We start from the raw sequence: 19,759 nt of genomic DNA on the forward strand, positions 1-19,759 counted from the left end.
CTGACGGCCATCAGAGAGTACCGTATGCGGAGCGGGGCTGTCCCGGATCGGTAGGAGATAGTTGCGTGATGTCCACCCCTGAAGCCCGTCGCCGGCCCACCGCGCGGCAGCAGGCGCTGCTGCGCGAGTTAGAGGCGTTGTTCCTGGCGGAGGGCTTCGCCGGCTTCACGCTCGACGACCTGGCCGCCCGGCTGCGCTGTTCGAAGTCGACGCTGTACGCGCTCGCGCCGAGCAAGGAGCAGCTCGCGGTCAAGGTGGTCGCGCACTTCTTCCGCGACGCCGCGGAGCGCCTCGAGAAGCGGATCGCGGGCATCGACGACGCGCGCGAGCTGATCGGCGAGTACCTTTCCGGCGTTTCCGAGCACCTGAACCGGGCGTCACCGGAGTTCATGGCCGACATCGCCGCGTTCGCGCCCGCCCGCGACACCTATCAGCTCAACAGCCGCGCCGCCGCCCGCCGGATCCGCGCGTTCATCGACAAGGGCGTCGCCGACGGAGTGTTCCGCGACGTGCACGCGCGGCTCGTGGCCGAAATGACCGGACTGATCATCGAGGGCATTCAGACCGGGGTGCTCGGCAGGCGCACCGACGTGTCCGACGCGGAAGCGTTCACCGCGCTCGGCGAACTTTTGCTCGGCGGACTGGACAAGAACTGATTTGTCCGCATTGGGACAGGAATTGTCAGCGCCGGTTCCTCTACACTCGCCGACTGTGATCGTGGTGGGTGGAGAGGCGCTGGTCGACCTCGTTCCGGGTGAACCGTTGGATTCCACTGTGGACGGTGGGTTGCGCGCGCTGCTGCCCCGGCTCGGCGGTGGTCCATACAACGTCGCGCTGGCGGCGGCCCGGCTCGGCGTGCCGACGTCGTTCCTGTCCAGGGTTTCCACCGATCGGTTCGGCGTCGCGCTGGCGGATCGTCTTTCCGCTTCGAACGTCGGCACTTCGTTGCTGCAGCGCGGCGACGAGCCGACCACGCTCGCGGTCGTGGCGCTCGACGAACGCGGCGCCGCGCAATACACCTTCTACGTCGAGGGAACCGCCGACCGGCTGGTCGCCGATCCTGGTGCGCTGCCGGAAGAAACTACCGCGCTGTCGCTCGGAACCCTCGGCATGGTGCTGGAACCCGGCGCGAGCGCGTACGAGCAAATTCTGCGCCGCGAATCCGCGCGTGGGACGCTGACGGTGCTCGACCCGAACATCCGGGAGGCGCTCATCACCGACCCGGCGGCCTATCGCGCGCGCTTCGCCTCGTGGCTGCCGGACGTCCGGCTGCTCAAAATCTCCGACGACGACGCCGCGTGGCTCACCGAGGGAGCCGACCCGGTGGCCGCCGCGAAAACGTGGGTGGAGTCCGGTGTGGACGCCGTCGTGCTCACCCGCGGCGCGGACGGCTTGGCTGTGATCACTTCGGCTGGTGAGCTGGCACACGTTCCGTCCCGCAAGGTGACTGTGGCGGACACGATCGGCGCCGGCGACACCGTGCAGGGCGCGTTGCTGGCCTGGCTGCACGAACGCACCGTGCGCGACCTGGCCGCACTCGACGCCGGCGCGTGGACCGAAGCGCTTGCTTATGCGGCGAAAGCGGCCTCGATCACGGTCTCCCGCAGCGGGGCGGAGCCGCCGACTGTCGCGGATATGGCTGCCACCGTGTGAACCTGGTCCCAATGGGGCCTTTTGGGGCAACGCAGCGAGTGCGGACTGACCCACCCTTCGACTAGCGTAGTGGTGAATTCATACCCAGCGGGGCGGTGTGCAGCGAGGCGCGTGTTTCCTCGCGTGAACACGTGGCTACTGCGGAACCTGCAGGCGCCGCCGCTCCGTGCCCAACGTGAGAGGGACCTGCATGTCCGACGCGACGAATGCGGGGCAGTCCGGCGGCGAAACCGCGACGCTGCGCCTGCCGAACGGCGAGCACGAGTTCAAGGTCGTCAAGCCGGTCGAGGGCGCCCCGGGAATCGAACTGGGAAAGCTGCTGGCGCAGACCGGGTACATCACCTACGACCCCGGGTTCGTCAACACCGGAGCCGCGTCGTCGGCCATCACCTACATCGACGGTGATGCGGGCATCCTGCGCTACCGCGGCTACCCGATCGAGCAGCTGGCGGAGAAGTCCACCTTCATCGAGGTGTCCTACCTGCTCATCTACGGCGAGCTGCCGACCGAGGCCCAGCTCGCCGACTTCACCGAGCGGATCCAGCGGCACACCCTGCTGCACGAGGACCTCAAGGCGTTCTTCTCCGGCTTCCCGCGCGACGCACACCCGATGCCGGTGCTGTCCAGCGCCGTTTCCGCGCTGTCGACCTTCTACCAGGACTCGCTGAACCCGTTCGACGAGCCCAACGTCGAGCTGTCCACCATCCGCCTGCTGGCGAAGGTCCCGACGCTCGCGGCGTACGCGTACAAGAAGTCCGTCGGCCAGCCGCTGCTGTACCCGGACAACTCGCTGGGCCTGGTCGAGAACTTCCTGCGGATGACGTTCGGCTTCCCGGCCGAGCCGTACGAGGTCGACCCGGATGTCGCGAAGGCGCTCGACCTGCTGTTCATCCTGCACGCCGACCACGAGCAGAACTGCTCCACCTCCACCGTGCGGCTCGTCGGCTCGTCCGAGGCGAACCTGTTCGCCAGCATCTCGGCGGGCATCAACGCGCTGTTCGGCCCGCTGCACGGCGGTGCGAACGCGGCGGTGCTGGAGATGCTCGAGGGCATCCGCGACGACGGCGGCGACGTGGCGACGTTCGTCAACCGCGTGAAGAACAAAGAGCAGGGTGTCAAGCTCATGGGCTTCGGGCACCGGGTCTACAAGAACTACGACCCGCGCGCGAAGATCATCAAGAACACCGCGGACGAGATCCTCGGCAAGCTCAAGGGCGGCGACCAGCTGCTCGACATCGCCAAGAAGCTTGAGGAAACCGCGCTGTCCGACGACTACTTCGTCGAGCGCAAGCTGTACCCGAACGTGGACTTCTACACCGGTCTGATCTACCGCGCGCTCGGGTTCCCGACGAAGTTCTTCACCGTGCTGTTCGCGCTCGGCCGGCTGCCCGGCTGGATCGCGCACTGGCGCGAGATGATCAACGACCCGCAGACGAAGATCGGCCGCCCGCGCCAGATCTACACCGGGCACGCGTCCCGGGACTACACGCCGATGTCGGAGCGCTGAGTCCCCGGTTTTCCGTGGTGAAACGCCCCGCCGTGCTTTCGCGCGGCGGGGCGTTTATCGTTGGGCGGCATGACGATGGAAGCGCCGGTCGTGCTGTGGTTCCGCCGGGATCTGCGGCTGCGGGACCACGCCGCCCTGCTTGAAGCGGCCAAGCACAGCAAACACCTGCTGGCGCTGTACGTGCTGGACGACCGGCTGCTCAAGCCCGCCGGCTCGCCGCGGGTCGCGTTTCTGCTGAATTCCTTGCGGGAACTGGACAATGCGTTGTCCGGCCGGTTGATGGTGCGCTGCGGAAATCCAGTGCGCGAGGTCGTCGCCGCGGCGCGGGAGATCCGGGCGGCGGCGGTGCATGTCTCCGCGGATACTGCGCCATACGGGCGAACGCGGGACGAAGCGGTGGCGGAAGCCTTGGCGGAGCACCGAATTCAGTGGGTTCCGACGGGTTCGCCCTATGCGGTGACGCCGGGGCGGGTCACTAAGCCGGACGGTACCCCGTATCGGGTTTTCACTCCCTTCTATCGCGCGTGGGCGCAGCACGGCTGGCCGCGTCCGGCGGACACCGATGTGTCTATTGTGGACTGGGTTAAGCCTTCTTCTTCGGTGTCGTTGCCGGAATCTCCTTCGGTGGATTGTGCATTGCCGCCAGCGGGAGAGGAAGCCGCGCTGTCGGTGTGGCATGAGTTTCTCTCCGACGGCATCGCGGATTACGCGGCCGAACGCGATCGGCCGGATCATTCCGGCACCACCAGGCTTTCGCCGTACTTGCGGTGGGGTGCGATCCATCCGCGGACGATGCTGGCCGACCTGGACTCCTCAGAGGGAGCGCAGGCGTTGCGGTCTGAGCTGTGCTGGCGCGAGTTCCACGCCGACGTCCTGTGGAACCGGCCGGAAACCGCCCGGCGGAACTACGACCGTCGGTTCGACGGAATGCGTTACGACACCGGGAAAACCGCGCAGGAGATGTTCGCGCGGTGGTGCGAGGGAAGGACCGGGTACCCGATCGTCGACGCGGGAATGCGGCAGTTGCTGGCCGAGGGCTGGATGCACAACCGGGTCCGGATGGTCGTGGCTAGTTTCCTGGTGAAGGACTTGCATTTGCCGTGGTGGTGGGGCGCGCGGCACTTCATGCAGCATCTGGTGGACGGCGATCTCGCGTCGAATCAGCTGAACTGGCAATGGGTCGCCGGTTCCGGGACGGATGCCGCGCCCTATTTCCGGATCTTCAACCCGACCACCCAGGGTCAGAAGTTCGATCCGCAGGGCGATTACGTGCGGAGGTATGTGCCGGAATTGCGTGGGGTGGCAGGGAAAGCGGTACACGTGCTGAAGGAGCGCCCGGAGGCGTACCCGGAGCCGATCGTCGACCACGCGGAGGAACGGCAGGTCGCGCTGCAGCGGTACGGGGCGATCACGGGGTCTTAGTGTCGTGTGCTCGCTCGTGGCTTTCCGCGAGCGATAGGCCGTTTTGCCGTTCCTCGATGATCGCCCAGAAGCGCGGGCATTTCAGGGGATCGCTGGCCGGGCAATGCTTCCCGTGTTCGAGCGCGGCGCGGGCGACCTCGATGCGGCGCTGCTGCTCGGTCAGTTCGGCGAGTTTGCCGTCGATCATCTCCTGCCGGCCGTCTTGTTCGCCGGTGAGGAACCGTCCGATTTCGGACAGCGTGAAGCCGATCTCCTGGAAGAAGAGCAGCACTCCGACGTCTTTGACCGCGGACTCGGCGTAGCGCCGACGGCCCGCTTCTCGTTCCGCCGGGCGCACGAGGCCGAGTTCGTCGTAGTAGCGCAGCGCGCTCGTCGGCACGCCGGTGCGCTCCGCCAGTTCGCCGATGGACAACGTGGGCTCGTTCATTTGACTTCAAGCGTACTCGAAGTGGTTTGCTCGCCCCATGGACGTTATGGACCGGGTTCTGCGCTGGTGGGGCCCGCGCGGCGGGATCGCGCAATTCCACCGGCCGACGGGGTTTCCGGGGCGGGTGGCGGGCTGGATCATGGGGCGGCGTTCGTCGAATGTCGTTCGCAACCGCTGGGCCGTCGAGTTGCTTGAGGTACAGCCGGGAGAGCGGGTTCTCGAACTCGGTTGTGGTCCCGGGGTGGCCGTTGCCGCGCTGGCTGCGCACGCGGAACGGGTGGTCGGTGTTGACCATTCGGCGGTGGTGATTCGTCAAGCACAGCGGCGAAATCGGGCGGCGATCCGGGCCGGGCGAGTGCGTTTGGTGTGCGCGTCGGTGGAGAATCTGCTGCTCAGTGACGGGCCGTTCGATGCCGCGCTGGCCGTCAACACGCTAGGCATGTGGCCGGATCCGGTTGCCCGGCTGCGCGAACTCGCCCGGTTGTTGCGTCCTGGCGGGCGCGTTGCGCTGGTGTCTCAACCGCGCATGCCGGGGGTCGCTTCGACCGCGGTGGTCGAGGAGTTGACGGGAGTGCTTACCGAAGCCGGTTTCGCGCAGCTCCGCATCGAAATCCTCGACCTGGAGCCGCCGGTGGTGTGCGTCCTCGGCTCAACGGCGTAGTGCGTCGGCCAGCCGCATTCGGCTGCCGACCCGCAGCACGCCATTCCGATACACCCGCGCCCCCGCCCAGGTGACCACGGCGATCAGCGCCACGGTCAGCGCCAGAGAAAGCGCGACTTCCCACGGCTCCACCGTTTCGAGCGCGATCCGAGCGGGCATCAGGACCGGCGACAGCAACGGAATCAGTGACACAATCCGCGTCGCCGTTCCGTGCGGGGCTTGCGTCAGCAGGTTGATCCCCGCGACGAACCCGATCACCAGCGCGATATTCACCGGCCCGACGACCGCCTGCGTGTCCTCCTGCCGTGACACCAGCGCGCCAGCCGCTCCGTACAGCATGGCGTAGAGGAAAAACCCGAGCACGTACCAGACGAGACCCCAGCCAAGCGTGCCCAGCGCGACGCCGGAAATCGAGAACACTCCGGACACGCCGCCAGCTATCAACCCGGCCGCGGCGAGGATCGCGAGCTGTGTCAACCCGACTAGGCCGAGCCCGATGACCTTGCCCAGCAGCAGGTGCGCTGGCCGGACCGTGGCGAGCAGGATTTCCACCACCCGGCTGGATTTCTCTTCGACGACGCCCTGCGCGACGAACATGCCGTAGGTCATGATGCTGGCGTACAACAGAATCGCGATCACGATCCCGGTCACGAGCTTCGCTCCGGCCTCCGGGTCCGCCGGTTCGAGAGACTGCACGTCGGCGTGGGCGGCGGATACTGCCTGGTGCACGACGGCGGGGTCGAGGTTGGCGGAGTACAGCTGAGCGTCCAGTACCTGCTGTTGCGCGATGTTGTCCAGCACTGTCCGCAGCTGAGGATCCAAAGTGGACTTGACGATCACCCGTGGCCGGGAAGCGCTGCCGGAGATGAGCGCGTCGACGTCGCCGTCGCGGACCTGGGTCAGTCCGTCCGATTCGGACTGGACCCGGACGACCTTGAGGTGCCGGTCGTTGTTCTCCAGCTGCATGGCTATGCCCTGCGCCTGCCCGGCGAGCGCGACCTTGGTGGTATCCCGGTCACCGGCGAGAAAGACTTGCAGGGTGACGTAACCCAGCAGCAGCAACAGCATCACCGCGGTACTGAGCACAAAGGACCGGGTGCGCAGCCGCGCGTTGAGTTCCCGTTTGGCCACCAGCCGCACCGCGCGGGCAGGACGGATCCGGTTCATCGAGGTGCTCCAGGGGTCGCGACCGAATCGCGGAACAGGTCGGTCAGCGTGCGGCGTCGGTGGCTGAATTCTGTCACCGGGCCGGTGGCCAGTGCGGCCGCGAGCACAGCTTGATCGTCGGCGCTTGGCGAAAGCTCCAGCACGGTGGTGGGGCCGTGGTTTTCGAGCACGCGCGCGCCGGGAACCGTTGTGGCCCAACCGGGATTCGCGCTGGGCGCGGTGACGACCAGACGGCGTCCGGCGTCGCGGGTCAGCTCGTCGACCGTGCCGACCGCGACCATCCGGCCGTCGCGGATGATGCCGATCCGGTCGCACAGCCGTTCCACGAGGTCGAGCTGGTGGCTGGAAAACACCACTGGCACGCCCGTCGCCGCCTTCTCCCGCAGGACGCCGCTGAGCACGTCAACGGCGAGCGGGTCGAGTCCGGAGAACGGTTCGTCGAGCACCAGCAGCGCCGGGTCGTGCACGAGCGCGGCGGCGAGCTGCACGCGCTGCTGGTTGCCGAGGCTGAGCTTCTGGACGTCGTCCTTGCGCCGCGGCCCGAGCCCGAGCCGGGCGATCCAGAGTTCGGCGGCGCGGTGTGCGTCGTTGGTGCTGAGGCCGTGCAGTTCGGCGAGGTAGACGAGCTGGTCGAGGACCTTCATTTTCGGGTACAGGCCGCGTTCTTCCGGCATGTACCCGATTTGCGCGCGGGTGTCGTGCGTGACCGGCCGGCCGGCGAACCGCACCTCACCGGAGTCCGCGGCCAGCACGCCAAGCGCGATCCGCATCGTGGTGGTCTTGCCCGCTCCGTTGCTGCCGACGAACCCGAACAGCTCGCCCGGCGCGGCGGTGAAACTCACGCCGTCGAGCGCGGTTTTCGCGCCGAACCGCTTGCTGACCCGGTCGATCTCGAGCATCAGGCGTCCCCCTCCCGGCCCGGAACCGACGCGCGGCTGAACACGGCCTCCACCGGCAGGCCGAACACCGCGCAAATGCGCAACGCCAGATCGAGGCTCGGATAGTGATCCTCGCGCTCCAGCGCGCCGATGGTCTGCGGATTGACCTCGACCGCCTCGGCGAGATCCGCCCGGCTCATCCCGCGCTCCGCGCGCAGCACCGAAAGCCGGTTGTGAATCGGCGGCTCGTTGCCACGCCGCACCGGGCTCATGGACCGCACTGTTGCAAAAACCCAACGACCCGTCAAGCTGCCTTGCCGGTAGTTACCCAGGTTTTCCGGGCAGTCCGGCCAGGGTTTTCTCGACCAGTTCGGCCACCCGCTCGCGGGCCGCCTCGGCGTCGGCCGGGACGAGGGCCAGCCGGGTGCGGCGTTCGAGGACGTCCTCGACGGTCGTCGCGCCCTCGTGGCGGACGGCCCACACCACCTCGGCTGCGGTGATTTCCGTCGACGCGCACAGTGGGGCGGCGAATTCCGGTTCAACCTCGCCGAGCGCGGCCACTCGGGGTGCTTCGGTGCCGTACTTGGCCACCAGTCGCGCGGGAGCGTCCACAAGCGACAGTCGGGAGCGTGGTGCGGCACCGAGTAGCGGCAGCTTTGACGTGCGGGACGGGCCAGCGGGCAGTCCGGCGTGCGTCAGGGCGGCATCGACAGCGTCCTCGGCCATGCGCCGGTACGTCGTGAGCTTCCCGCCGACCACGGTGAGCACCCCGTCGGAACCGGTGATCACCGCGTGTTTCCGTGACAGATCAGCGCTGCGTCCGGCGGAACCGGAGACCAGCGGCCGCAATCCGGCGTACGAGCCGATCACGTCCGCGGCGGTCAAGGGACGGTTCAGAACGGAAGAAGCGGTTGACAGCAGGAAGTCCACATCGGACTCCGGAACCGTCGGGACATCTGGGACATCGCCGGAGACCGGTTCGTCGGTGAGTCCTAAGTAGACTCGACCGTCGAGCTGTGGCAGCAGGAATACGAACCGGTTGGTCTCGCCGGGAACGGGGATGTTCACCGACGTCGCACCGACTCGCACGGTGTCCGGCGCGAGGACCAGGTGAGAACCGCGGGAAGGGCGCAGCTGGACGGAATCGGTCAGGGTGTCCGCCCAGACGCCGGTCGCGTTGATGACTTGCCGTGCGTGCAGTGTGTACGAAGAAGAGCCGTCACTTACCCGAGCTTCGGTGCCAGACAAGGAAACCGCCGACAGGTGCGTCAGGATCCGAGCCCCGAGCAAGGCTGCCGTACGGGCAATGCTGACGACCAACCGGGCATCGTCGACCAACGCACCGTCGTACGCCAGCAACGCGCCGCGCAGTCCGGCGGGGGCGAGGCCGGGGGATAGCGCCAGTGCTTCAGCAGCGGGAATCCGGCGTGGCCCGGGCAGTACCGAAGACGGCGTACGCGCGGCACGGCGCAACCCGTCGCCAGCCCGGAGTCCGGTGGCGATCAACGCCTGCTGGGCGGCGGAAGTACCCGGGTAGAGCGGGAAAAGCTGCGGCATCGCGCGTGTGAGGTGCGGCGCGGTGCGTGTCATGAGAATCCCGCGCTCCACGGCGCTTTCGTGCGCCAGTCCGAGTTCGCCCTTGGCGAGGTAACGCAATCCGCCGTGCACAAGCTTGCTGGACCAGCGCGAGGTGCCGAACGCGAGATCGTGCGCTTCCACCAGCGCGACGGAGAGGCCTCGTGCCGCCGCGTCGAGCGCGATGCCCGCGCCGGTGACGCCGCCGCCGACTACGAGCACGTCCACCCGTTCGCCATCGACCAGCCGGGACAGTTCGCGTTCGCGGCGGTGCGCGTTGAGGGATCCGGTGCTCATGGTTTCAACCCCGCTTCGACCAGGTGTCGGAACTCGGCGAGCAGCGCGGCCTCGTCGACATCCGCGGTGGCCGGACGCAGCGAGAACGCGAACGACTGCACGACCAGCAGCACCGATCGGGCCTGTGCGGACACCTCGGCGGGGCGTACCGAGCCGTCTCGGTGTCCCTCTTCGAGCAGGCCTAGGAGCACCCGCTCGGCGAAGTGCTGCGTCGCGCCGAGCCGTTCCACGATGTACGGCAGCACTAGTTCGGCGTCGACATCCAGCAATGTCCGGAACAGCGGATCGGCCGACAGCGCGCCGACGCTCGCCGCCGCCAGGTGCACGATGCGTGCGCGGGCGTGCGCCGTGTGGTCGCCGGACTCGTTCACCCGCTGCAGCAGGCCGCTGAACTCGCGCGTCATCAGCGCGGCGAGGACACTGCGCACGTCGGGGAAACGCCGGTACACCGTCATGCGGCTGACCTGCGCGGTTCGGGCGATTTCGGCGAGCGTCGTGCGCCGGACGCCGACGGCGAGCACGCACTGGCGCGCGGCGTCGAGGAGTTCGTCGTCGGCGACGCGGGCCGAGGTCGGGCGGCTGCGGGCGTCCGCGAGCGCGGAGGGGGCCGCTCCCGGTCGGGAGTGACGTTTGACGTCCATGTGTCACACTGTAGTCGTGAGCGATCTCATCAACCACCGCATCCGGCGTTCGTGGACCGAGGAGGGCGCGGCCTCGGCCGGTCTGCCCGATCGCGCGGTCCGGTGGCTTGGCCAGCGTATCGGCCAGGTCGGCCCGGATCGAGGCGGAAAAACCGGCGCTGCGGCGCCGGTCGCCGAGTCCGCGCTGACTGTGCCCGTCCGTACCGAATTCGAGGACCTTCTCGGCGCGGACTATGTGCTGGTCGATCCGCAGGAACGGCTGGGGCGCACCGGTGGTCTGTCCTATCTGGACCTGCTGCACGCACGGGCCGGCGACGAGGTGCCGGTGCCCGACGCGGTGCTGCTGCCCGCGGACCCGGACCAGGTCCAGGCGGTGCTGGACCTCTGCGTGCGGCACGACATCGGCGTGGTCCCGTTCGGCGGCGGCACCTCGGTGGTCGGCGGGGTCGCGGCGCTGCGCGGGGACAAGGCGGCGGTGGTCGTGCTGGACCTGGTGCGGCTCGACGAACTGGTGTCGGTGGACCCGGTGTCGAGGATCGCGGTGCTGCAGGCCGGCGTGCGGGGTCCAGAGGCGGAACGGCTGCTGGCGGCGCACGGGTACACGCTCGGGCACGTTCCGCAGTCGTTCGAGCGCGCCACGATCGGCGGGTTCGCGGCGACGCGTTCGGCTGGGCAGGCGTCGTCCGGTTACGGCCGGTTCGAGGACATGGTCGCCGGGATCCGGCTGGCCACGCCGAAGGGGGAGTGGCGGCTCGGTGTCGCGCCGGCGTCCGCGGCCGGGCCGGATCTGCGGCAGCTCGCGGTCGGCAGCGAGGGCACGCTCGGCGTGATCACCGAGGTCGCGCTGCGGGTCCGGCCGTTGCCGGAGCAGCGGCACTACGAGGGCTGGATCGTCGACGGCTGGGAGGCCGGCGCGGCGGCGGTGCGGAAGCTCGCACAAGACCACGGTTTGGCGGACGTCACCCGACTGTCCGATGTGGACGAGACGAATGTGTCGTTCTCGCTCAACGCCGGGCTGAAGACCGCGGCGCTGAAGGCTTATCTCAAGGCGCGCGGGATCAAGAACCCGTGCCTGCTGATCGTCGGATGGGAAGGCGACGTGGTCCGGCGTCGGCGGACGTCGGCGATGCTGCGCTGCTCGGGTGCGTTGCGGATCGGCAAGGTGCTCGGCGAATCGTGGCGGCACGGGCGGTTCAACGGTCCGCGGCAGCGGGACGCCTTGCTGGACCTCGGCGTCTGCGTGGAAACCCTGGAGACCGCGGCCTACTGGTCCAATTTGGACGAACTGCACGACGCCGTGCGGGCGGCTTTGGTGGCCTCGCTGGGCCAGGCGATCGTGATGTGCCACGTTTCGCACGCCTACGAAACCGGTGCGTCGCTGTACTTCACCGTGCTGACCTCGCGGGACGACCGCGATCCCGTCGGACAGTGGCAGCGCGCGAAAGCCGCGGCTTGCGAGGCGATCACCGGCATCGGGACGATCAGCCATCACCACGCGGTCGGGGTCGACCACGCGCCGTACCTGGAGGCGGAGATCGGCAAGATCGGGCTGGACGTCCTGCGCGCGGCCAAGTCCGCGGTGGACCCCACTGGCATCCTGAACCCCGGAAAACTGCTCGGCTGAACGCGCCCGCGCGGGCAGACTGGCGCGGGTGAGTGATGCAGTGGGTTCCTTTCCGCAATACGAAGTGTTCGCCGACGAATTCCTCGACCACGCGCAGAACGGGTTCTATAACGCGCACTACGACCGGCCGGCCTGCCTGGAACTGCTCGGCGACGTCGCCGGCCAGCACGTCCTCGACGCCGCGTGCGGTCCCGGCCTGTACGCCGAGGAGCTGGTCGGACGCGGTGCGCGAGTGACCGGGTTCGACCTCAGCCCGCGCATGGTCGAGCTGAGCCGCGAGCGGGTGCCCGAGGGCGAGTTCCGCGTGCAGGACCTGGCCGAACCGCTGACCTGGCTGCCGGACGCGTCAGTCGATCGGGTGTTGTTCGCCCTCGCGCTGGAGTACGTGGACGACCGGGTCGGCGCGCTGCGCGAGTTCCGCCGGGTGCTGCGGCCGGATGGCGCGCTGGTGCTGTCGAGGCAGCATCCGACCGGCGATTGGCTGCGCCACGGCGGCAACTACTTCGACGTCCGGGTGATCGAGGAGGTCTGGAGCCGCGGCTGGAAGGTCCGGTACTGGCTGGCTCCGCTGGAACGCACCTGCGAGGAGCTGCGCGAGGCCGGTTTCCTGATCGAGCAGCTGAGCGAGGGACGTCCGTCCGACGCCGCGGCCGCGGTCGATCCCGAACGGCACGCCAAGCTCGCCCAGGAACCGCTGGGCTTCCTGACCGTGCGCGCGATTCCGGACCCTCGGGTCAGCTAAAGGTGTGCTCCGGCGGCAGGACGGTGCAGGCGAGACCGTGCCCCGCCGCTGGCTCACCGGCGAGCAACGCGGCTTCGGCCTGCGCGACGTCGGCGACCAGGACCGGAGAGCCGTTGACCAGCAACGGAAACCGGACCGGCGCAGCTCCGACGTAGGCGTGCACCCCGGACAGCAGCTCGCCGTCCAGCCGGATGTCGGCGTTGTCCAGCACCGCCAGGTCGTACCGGTTTCCGCGGCCCTCGCAGACATCCAGCACGGCCAGCTGCTCCGGCGTCGCGAACCACACGAAGTGGTCCTCGGTCCAGCCCGGCAGCGCGGTGAGCGTTGCCGGGCGCTGGCCGTCGCGTTCGCGCATCCCGGCGGCCCACACCGCGGCGAGCCCGGTGCACCGGACCCGGGCCGCGACGACCGGGCCGGTCAGCCCGAGCTGCGTGCGCAACCAGGTGATCTTCGACGGGCACGCGTTCGACCCGTACGCGAGCACCGGCGTGCGCGTACGCCACCCCGGCGGCGCGGTGGCCAACGCGTGGCCAGCGCCGTCGTGGTGCACGTACGAACAGTCCGGCCGTGTGCCCGGGTACGGGTCGGCCGGGTAGTCCGCGTCGGCGAAGAGAATCAGAACTCCACCACGCTGCGCAGCACGTCGCCGTGGTGCATGCGCTCGAAGGCCTGCTCCACGCCGTCGACGCCGATCCGCTCCGTGACGAACTTGTCCAGCGGCAGCCTGCCCTGCAGGTACAGGTCGACGAGCATCGGGAAGTCCCGCGACGGCAGGCAATCGCCGTACCACGAGGACTTCAGCGAGCCGCCGCGCGAGAAGAAGTCGATCAGCGGGAGGTCGTTGAGCTTCATCTCCGGCGTGGGCACGCCGACCAGCACGACGGTGCCGGCGAGGTCGCGGCCGTAGAACGCCTGCCGCCAGGTCTCCGGACGGCCGACCGCGTCGATCACGACATCCGGGCCGAACGAGTTCGTCGCGTCCTGCATCGCGGCGACCACGTCCTCCTCGCTGAGGCCGCGGCTGTTGACCGTGTGCGTGGCCCCGAAGTCCTTGGCCCACTGGAGTTTCCGGTCGTCGGTGTCGATCGCGACGATCGTGGTCGCACCGGCCAGCTGCGCCCCCGCGATGGCCGCGTCGCCGACGCCGCCGCAGCCGATCACCGCGACCGAATCGCCGCGGCCGACCGCGCCGGTGTTGATCGCCGCGCCCAGCCCGGCCATCACGCCGCAGCCAAGCAACCCGGCGACGGCGGGCTCGGCGCGCTCGTCGACCTTCGTGCACTGTCCACTGTGGACGAGAGTCTTTCCGAGGAACGCCCCGACCCCGAGCGCGGGCGACAGCTTCGTGCCGTCGGTGAGCGTCATCGGCTGCTCGGCGTTGAAAGTGGAGAAGCAGTACCACGGCTTGCCGCGTTTGCACGCCCGGCAGGTGCCGCAGACCGCGCGCCAGTTGAGGATCACGTAATCGCCGGGCGCGAGATCGGTGACGCCCGCGCCGACCTGCTCCACCCGTCCCGCGGCCTCGTGCCCGAGCAGGAACGGGAACTCGTCGTTGATCCCGCCCTCGCGGTAGTGCAGGTCGGTGTGGCACACCCCGCACGCCTGCACCGACACGACCGCCTCGCCCGGTCCGGGATCGGGCACCACCACCGTCTCCAGCGTGACTGGCTCACCCTTGGCCCGTGACACGACTCCCTGGACCTCGTACGGCATGCGCACAACCCTTCGACCGAGACAGCGTTCCCGTGGGCAGCTAATCACGGATCATGCGCATGTCGCCATAGCCCAGGCTCGTGAGTGTTTATCGCGGTGAGAACCGGGATCGCCACTCACGACCCCCTACTCCCCGGTCACCCCGTCGACCAGCTCCCGCACCACATCGAGCTGCCCCACATGCCGCGCATACTCCTGCAGCACGTGAAACAGAATCCAGCTCAACGCAGGCGGCTGCCCCTCCCCGAAGCGCCCGCCACCACGCGCGATATCCTCCAGCTGCGCCCGAGCCACGATCGCCCGAGACGCCTCGCACTCCTCCAGGAAAAGCTCCCGAACCGACTCCGCCGACTCGTCCGCGCCGACCGACCACTTCCCGGTCTCGGGGTCGTTCTCGCCCCAGACCGGGTCCACGTGCTCGGCCATGAACCCCCAGCGCAGCCACCGCCGCTCCACGAACGCGAGGTGCTTGAGCAACTCCAGCGGAGTCCAGCCGGAGGGGAGCCTGCTGGTGCGCAGCTGGTCGTCGGACAGGCCGTCCAGCTTCCGCAGCAGCGTGGCCCGGTAGTAGTCGAGGTAAGCGAGCAGCAGCTCGCGCGGGTCCGACAGGGAATCCGGAGGCTCAGTCACGGACGGGACTGTAGCCCCGGAACGGCAAGGGAACCAGCGCGTTTACGGCGTGATGATGTACGCGACCCCGCCCGGTCCGCCGGCCACCGAGCCGCTGTCGGTGTGCCGCTTCGTGCGCTGCCAGATCTTCTCGAACTGGTCGCGCTTGTACACCGTGCGCACGCGGTCGTCGGAGCTGGACGCCGGGTCGTTCGCGATCACGTCGCCTGCCTGGGTGAACCCGACGACGACCATCAGGTGTCCGGCCGTGCCGTAGCCCGCGCCGTCCAGTTCGCTGGCCAGGAACGACTGCGAGGTGATCACCGGGATGCCGCGCGCGATGTAGCCCTCGAGTTCGTTGAGGTCGTGCAGCCGCGTGATGTGGCCGCGCAACCCGAGCGAAGCGGCGTACGCGGTGTTGAACGGCCAGTTGCCGGTGCCGTCGTAGGCGTAGTCGTAGGTGCCGCGCGCGGCGTAGACGACCGACCGGTCCGGGTAGTCCGCCGGGATCCAGTCCATCTGCTGCGCGGACGGCTTGCGGCCCCAGTACTCGGCGACCATCTCGGTCGACGTCGGGCTGCACCAGGCTTCCCCGCCGCCGCCGTACTGCGGGAACTGTCCTTTGTGGATGTTCTGGGCGAACGGCGGCACCTTCAGCTCGATCCCGCGCGCCCGGCCGGGCTTGGTGGTCTGCACGTCGAACCGGTCCGGAACGTTCGAGGTCATCGCGCCGAGCGAGGACAGCGTCGGCGTGGCAGGCGAACCCTGCTCGCGGTACAGCGTCACGCGCAGCTGGTACGAGCGCAGCGTGACCCCGGCCTTCGTGGCGAGCGTGTCGACGTCGACCGAGGCGTTTGCGTCGCTCTGCCCGTCGACGCTGGTGCGCTGGATGTCGGCGTCCCCGCTGGCCCAGCGGCCCATGGTGTACCAGGTGGTCTCGGCCCCGCCCGCCGTCCGGCCGCGTGCCTGCACCTCCAGCCACGTCTTCTCCGGCGTGCGCGCGTTCCACGACGCGATCAGCTGCGTCGCGTCGAAGCCCTGCCGGTACTTCGGCGACGTCCAGGTGCCGTAGTCGTAGGTGCGCGTGGTGCCGAGCTTCGGTTCGGTGTGTGCGACGCTGCCCGCCGGACGCGTGATCCGCAGGCCGCCGTACCCGAAGCCGAGCCCGTCGAGCCGGCCCGCGAAGAACGAGCCGGACGACCATTCGTGGTAGTCGATGGCCTCGTCGTTGCGCGCGTGCTGCGGTTCCGCGGCGGCCTGTGCCGCACCAGCCGTGAGCATGACGATGGACAGTAACGTGCACAACCCGCGAACGCGCATTCCGGCTCCGTCCCCAGACCCCAGTGGTAGCCAAAGATTTTCGCCGTCCGGAGCGGGTAAGTAAAGAGCCGCCGCTACAGTACGGCCTGCGTCTGGGTGATTTTCGCGGCGAGCTTGCCGTCGTCGTCGCGGATCTCGGTCTCGACGACCACGACTCGGCGCCCGGCGTGCAATGGTTTGGCCGACGCCGTGGCATACCCCGAACGGACACCGCGCAGGAAGTTCGTCTTGGACTCCAGCGTCGTCGTGCCCTGCGCGCCCTCGGGAAGATTGAGGAACGCGCAGACGGCGCCGGTCGAATCGGCCAGCGCCATCAGGACGCCGCCGTGCAGCGTGCCGCCGAGCGTGCACAGCGTTTCGTCCCACGCGATCCGGCTGCGGACCAGGTCCTTGCCGTGCTCCAGCACCTCGATGCCGAGCCGTTCGCTGAACGGCATCGTCTGGTGGAACAGTTGCGTGCCCTCGACGTCGGTCATACCGAGCAGTCAACCGCAGCCGGACGCATGGCGTCGATTACCCCGCGGGTAATCAGCTGAGCGGGTTGGTCAGCAGAAGTTCGGTGTTGCGGTCGCCCGCTTCGCCGACGTGGCTGAGGTTGGCGTGGATGTCGTTGTAGGAGAACTCGCGGTACATGGAGGCGAGCGCGTCGGGGGTACGGGCGGAGTAGTCCACGGCGTACGGAGCGTCGGCCTCGATGAGCGTGGTGAACACCGAGAGCGTGCCGTCGTGGTTGTCGGCCAGTTCGATGACCCGCGCGTGCTGCGGGTAGTCGATGTGGCTGGCGGTGTTGATCTCCCAGAAGCTCTGCGCCGGGGTTTTGCCGACGTGCGGGGTGATCTTGTTGAGGTGCGTGTGCCCGTTGACCCAGGCGACGACGTTCGGGAAACGCTGCAGCATGGCGACGAACGTGTCGCCGTTGAGCCGCGGGTCCAGCAGATGACGCGCGTCGGGCAGGAGGTTGCCCATGGTGCCGCTGGTGTGGTGACTGAAGAGGACGAACAGCTCGTCGGTGACGGCGTGGGTAACCTTGCGGCCGAAGAAGTCGTAGTAGACCGAACTGTTCCGCTTGAGCGTCGACTCGACCCAGTTGAACTGCGCGAGCCCGATCGAACCGTCGGCGAACCCGCCCTGGGTGGTGGTGTCGAGGCTGATCCCGGTGACGCCGGGCGCGATGCGGAAGGCGTAGTAAACGTTCTGTCCGTCGGAATTGGCGTCGGTGAACCCGTGCCCGACCGGCCCCGGCCCGGTGTTCTTCGCGGCGAGATGCGCCTTGACGAACTCCGAGGTACTGAACGGCCGCCGGCGCGGATCCGGCGTAACTTCGCGGATGGTGCCGCCGCCGAACAGCTCCCCGAGCGGCACGCTCTGCCCGTTCTGGATGGCGGTGCCAAGCTTGCGCGCGCTGCTCTCGTCCTTGCCGATGACCTTGTATTTGCCGGTGTACCAGGCCTCGATGCCCGGAATACCCTCCGGCAGCGTGCCGACGACGCTGTCGTCGTGATTGCCGAACGTGCAGTACCACGGCAGATTCAGTCCCGGCGCGGTGAACGGCGCGATCCCCGCTTCGAGCAGACCGGGGATCTGCGGAAAGCCCTTCTTGGTGTAGTCGTCCGCGAGCCGGGTGCCCGGATTCCAGAACCCCGGGTTACCGGACGCCTGGACGCCCTCGTAGCGATTCGGGTCGCCGGAGTTGGGCGTGATCGCGCCGCCGTTGAGCGTGGTGAGGAACCAGTCGAGTTCGAGAAGCTCGTGGTTGTCGGTGTTGTCCCCGGTGGTCATGACGAAGTCGAACTGCCGCCCGGTAAACGGCCCCGCGCGCAGACTGTTGACCCGCTTGACAAGCGCACTGGTCGCGACGGTGTTGAGCGCCTCCTGCGGCCGATGCGCGGACCCGATGAACGGATGCAGATACTCGAACCGAGCAGGCGATTCGGTGTCAGTGATATGCAGGTCGGTGAACTGCACGAACGCCCCGAGCGCAGTCCGCCGATCGTCACGCCCCGCCTTGCCCTCGACAAGATCACCCCGGACCGCGACCGGCCAGCCCGGCCCGGCGCTCAGCCGCGAGTACCCGGTAGGCGCGCCGGAAGCAGCCTGGTCAAGCGTCGTACCGGCAGTACGGACGGCCCGCTGCGTGGTCCGCCGGAGCGCCCGGTCCAGCGCGTTGGCCGTCGGCGTGCAGAGCAGCAGCCCCACGCCAGCCGCGCCCGCAGTGGTGAACGCCCGCCTGGTCAGTTCCGCCATGTCTCACTCCCCGGTCTCGCAGTGCTCACGGCACGCTCCCGGACCCCGATGACCGGCCGGTGAACGAAGCCAAAGCAGAACGCGAAGGTCTCTCACATTTGCCGTGACAACGCGGGAGACTCTGTCACACCGGATTGAGCCGCACTACCGCCGAACGGAGGGCTGATCAGACGCGAGACCGAGACCGAGGCCGTCCGTGAGGGCCACCTTCACGGACTCTGATTCCGTCAGGGTTCCCCTCACGACCTTTGGCGAGTCCGGCGGTCCGTGAGGGGCCCCTTCACAGACCCAGATTCCCTCAAGGAGTCCTTCACGGACGACCCGAACCGCCACCGATGCACTCAGCGAGCGAGGCACCCAGACCCACCCCCGCACCCCGATACGAAGCCCAAATGCGGTCTGAGGGTGCTTGTCAAGGCATCTTTCCCGCCTTGACAAGCACCCTCAGACCGTCATCACAATCAAGCTTCGGGGTGCCCCCACCACACTCCCGGATGCAACGTCGCCGCCAGGCGACGAGCAGCCCCCAGAAGACCCTCAGCAGTAAAACGCGCAGGTAGCCCCCACCGCGGACAACGACACGATGAACCAGATCAAAAAGATCACCGCAGGAATAGCCGCCAAAATCCCGCACACCAGCCCGGCGATCCCCATCCCCTGCCCAGTCCACCCAGGCTTCCCACCCTGCACCATCCCCGCCCACGACAACCCGATCGCGGTAACCGCCGCGACGATGTCAAAAAACGGCACCCAAAAGAAGATCAACGCGACAATCCCCACGACCATCCCAGCGATCGCAAGCCCGCTCGTCTTCAACGGCACCACCGGCGGATAAGCCGAGGCATACGGCGCCCCATACCCCGGCGCTCCATACGGCGCGGGATACCCAGGCGTAGGCCCAGCCGGATACCCAGGCGAGGGCACTGGCCCGGACGGATGCCCCTGCGCCGGGTCCTGGCCAGGGTAGGGCTGCTGCTGATAGGGATCCGTCATGGCGTGCACTCCTGCGAACTGTGGCGACGCTGAGTCGTCGGCGGGCAACGCCGGAACGTTACGCGCGCTGGTCCGCCGATGGGGCGGGTTTCAGCCTTTCAGCCCGGATTCGGTGACCCCGCGTACCAGATATCGCTGGAGAAACGCGAACAACAGCACAATCGGCACAATCGACAGCACCGCGGCCAGGAACAGCAGGTTCAGCTGCGGGTTCTGCGCGGTCAGCAGCCCGGACAGCGCGACCTGCACCGTCCACGAGTCCGGCGACTGCGCGATGATCAGCGGC

The 19,759-nt window shown here is 68.4% G+C and carries 20 protein-coding genes and 1 pseudogene; 7 read left to right on the plus strand and 14 right to left on the minus strand.

Annotated elements, in window-relative coordinates; genetic code table 11:
* Positions 1-68: 68 nt before the first annotated feature.
* From ACFSVL_RS01865 to ACFSVL_RS01880, 4 genes are all read left to right on the plus strand, one after another.
* Positions 69-656: a TetR/AcrR family transcriptional regulator gene (locus ACFSVL_RS01865; RefSeq protein ID WP_037369544.1), complete on the plus strand. Its 588-nt coding sequence runs from the start codon at positions 69-71 to the stop codon at positions 654-656.
* A 55-nt stretch (positions 657-711) separates the two neighbouring features.
* Positions 712-1,653 (plus strand): carbohydrate kinase family protein, encoded by a 942-nt coding sequence (locus ACFSVL_RS01870; protein WP_378299766.1) that lies wholly within the window; start codon positions 712-714, stop codon positions 1,651-1,653.
* Positions 1,654-1,843: 190 nt separating this feature from the next.
* Positions 1,844-3,160: a citrate synthase gene (locus tag ACFSVL_RS01875; protein WP_378299768.1), complete on the plus strand. Its 1,317-nt coding sequence runs from the start codon at positions 1,844-1,846 to the stop codon at positions 3,158-3,160.
* A 69-nt stretch (positions 3,161-3,229) separates the two neighbouring features.
* A complete protein-coding gene (locus ACFSVL_RS01880; protein WP_378299770.1) occupies positions 3,230-4,582 on the plus strand; it encodes a cryptochrome/photolyase family protein in 1,353 nt (450 codons plus the stop codon).
* Here the strand turns inward: ACFSVL_RS01880 and ACFSVL_RS01885 are convergent.
* Positions 4,569-5,009, minus strand: a complete 441-nt coding sequence (locus tag ACFSVL_RS01885) for a MerR family transcriptional regulator (RefSeq protein WP_378299772.1) — start codon at positions 5,007-5,009, stop codon at positions 4,569-4,571. The two genes, ACFSVL_RS01880 and ACFSVL_RS01885, sit on opposite strands and share 14 nt — an antisense overlap.
* A 37-nt stretch (positions 5,010-5,046) precedes the next feature.
* On the opposite strand from ACFSVL_RS01885, the gene ACFSVL_RS01890 reads away from it, so the two are divergent.
* Positions 5,047-5,670, plus strand: coding sequence for a class I SAM-dependent methyltransferase (locus ACFSVL_RS01890; protein WP_378299774.1), 624 nt, complete (start codon positions 5,047-5,049; stop codon positions 5,668-5,670).
* On the opposite strand, the gene ACFSVL_RS01895 is transcribed toward ACFSVL_RS01890, so the two are convergent.
* The 5 genes from ACFSVL_RS01895 to ACFSVL_RS01915 are packed head-to-tail and all read right to left on the minus strand — an operon-like array spanning position 5,659 to position 10,228.
* A complete protein-coding gene (locus tag ACFSVL_RS01895) occupies positions 5,659-6,837 on the minus strand; it encodes an ABC transporter permease (protein ID WP_378299776.1) in 1,179 nt (392 codons plus the stop codon). The genes ACFSVL_RS01890 and ACFSVL_RS01895 overlap by 12 nt on opposite strands.
* Positions 6,834-7,736 (minus strand): ABC transporter ATP-binding protein, encoded by a 903-nt coding sequence (locus ACFSVL_RS01900; protein ID WP_378299778.1) that lies wholly within the window; start codon positions 7,734-7,736, stop codon positions 6,834-6,836. Before ACFSVL_RS01900 ends, ACFSVL_RS01895 begins: the two co-directional genes overlap by 4 nt.
* Positions 7,736-7,987 (minus strand): helix-turn-helix transcriptional regulator, encoded by a 252-nt coding sequence (locus ACFSVL_RS01905; RefSeq protein ID WP_378299780.1) that lies wholly within the window; start codon positions 7,985-7,987, stop codon positions 7,736-7,738. The genes ACFSVL_RS01900 and ACFSVL_RS01905 overlap by 1 nt, the downstream gene beginning before the upstream one ends.
* Positions 7,988-8,039: 52 nt before the next feature.
* Positions 8,040-9,587 (minus strand): glycerol-3-phosphate dehydrogenase/oxidase, encoded by a 1,548-nt coding sequence (locus ACFSVL_RS01910; protein WP_378299782.1) that lies wholly within the window; start codon positions 9,585-9,587, stop codon positions 8,040-8,042.
* A complete protein-coding gene (locus tag ACFSVL_RS01915) occupies positions 9,584-10,228 on the minus strand; it encodes a TetR/AcrR family transcriptional regulator (RefSeq protein WP_378299784.1) in 645 nt (214 codons plus the stop codon). The genes ACFSVL_RS01910 and ACFSVL_RS01915 overlap by 4 nt, the downstream gene beginning before the upstream one ends.
* 16 nt (positions 10,229-10,244) lie before the next feature.
* Between ACFSVL_RS01915 and ACFSVL_RS01920 the strand changes: the two genes are divergently transcribed.
* Both ACFSVL_RS01920 and ACFSVL_RS01925 read left to right on the plus strand, forming a co-directional pair.
* Complete coding sequence (locus tag ACFSVL_RS01920) at positions 10,245-11,852, plus strand: FAD-binding oxidoreductase (RefSeq protein WP_378299786.1); 1,608 nt, start codon at positions 10,245-10,247, stop codon at positions 11,850-11,852.
* 28 nt (positions 11,853-11,880) lie between these two features.
* Positions 11,881-12,594 (plus strand): class I SAM-dependent methyltransferase, encoded by a 714-nt coding sequence (locus tag ACFSVL_RS01925; protein WP_378299788.1) that lies wholly within the window; start codon positions 11,881-11,883, stop codon positions 12,592-12,594.
* Here ACFSVL_RS01925 and ACFSVL_RS01930 read toward each other — a convergent pair.
* The 8 genes and pseudogenes from ACFSVL_RS01930 to ACFSVL_RS01965 all read right to left on the minus strand — a co-directional run.
* The gene (locus ACFSVL_RS01930) at positions 12,587-13,144 is read right to left on the minus strand and encodes a gamma-glutamylcyclotransferase (protein WP_378299790.1); all 558 of its coding nucleotides are present in this window, start codon (positions 13,142-13,144) and stop codon (positions 12,587-12,589) included. The two genes, ACFSVL_RS01925 and ACFSVL_RS01930, sit on opposite strands and share 8 nt — an antisense overlap.
* Before the next feature lie 65 nt (positions 13,145-13,209).
* On the minus strand, positions 13,210-14,307 hold the full coding sequence (locus ACFSVL_RS01935; RefSeq protein ID WP_378299792.1) for an S-(hydroxymethyl)mycothiol dehydrogenase: 1,098 nt from the start codon (positions 14,305-14,307) through the stop codon (positions 13,210-13,212).
* A 126-nt stretch (positions 14,308-14,433) separates the two neighbouring features.
* Entirely contained in the window at positions 14,434-14,937 is a 504-nt protein-coding gene (locus ACFSVL_RS01940; protein ID WP_378299794.1) for a DinB family protein, read from the minus strand.
* Positions 14,938-14,979: 42 nt separating this feature from the next.
* A complete protein-coding gene (locus ACFSVL_RS01945; protein WP_378299796.1) occupies positions 14,980-16,236 on the minus strand; it encodes a peptidase C39 family protein in 1,257 nt (418 codons plus the stop codon).
* Between the two features lie 74 nt (positions 16,237-16,310).
* On the minus strand, positions 16,311-16,712 hold the full coding sequence (locus ACFSVL_RS01950; RefSeq protein WP_378299798.1) for a PaaI family thioesterase: 402 nt from the start codon (positions 16,710-16,712) through the stop codon (positions 16,311-16,313).
* A 52-nt stretch (positions 16,713-16,764) separates the two neighbouring features.
* The gene (locus ACFSVL_RS01955) at positions 16,765-18,480 is read right to left on the minus strand and encodes a TIGR03767 family metallophosphoesterase (protein ID WP_378299799.1); all 1,716 of its coding nucleotides are present in this window, start codon (positions 18,478-18,480) and stop codon (positions 16,765-16,767) included.
* 537 nt (positions 18,481-19,017) lie between these two features.
* Complete coding sequence (locus ACFSVL_RS01960; RefSeq protein ID WP_378299801.1) at positions 19,018-19,473, minus strand: DUF4190 domain-containing protein; 456 nt, start codon at positions 19,471-19,473, stop codon at positions 19,018-19,020.
* Positions 19,474-19,563: 90 nt separating this feature from the next.
* Positions 19,564-19,759, minus strand: a pseudogene (locus tag ACFSVL_RS01965) (carbohydrate ABC transporter permease); the annotation flags it as partial.

This window comes from Amycolatopsis silviterrae, from assembly GCF_042684085.1.
Lineage (GTDB): Bacteria > Actinomycetota > Actinomycetes > Mycobacteriales > Pseudonocardiaceae > Amycolatopsis > Amycolatopsis silviterrae.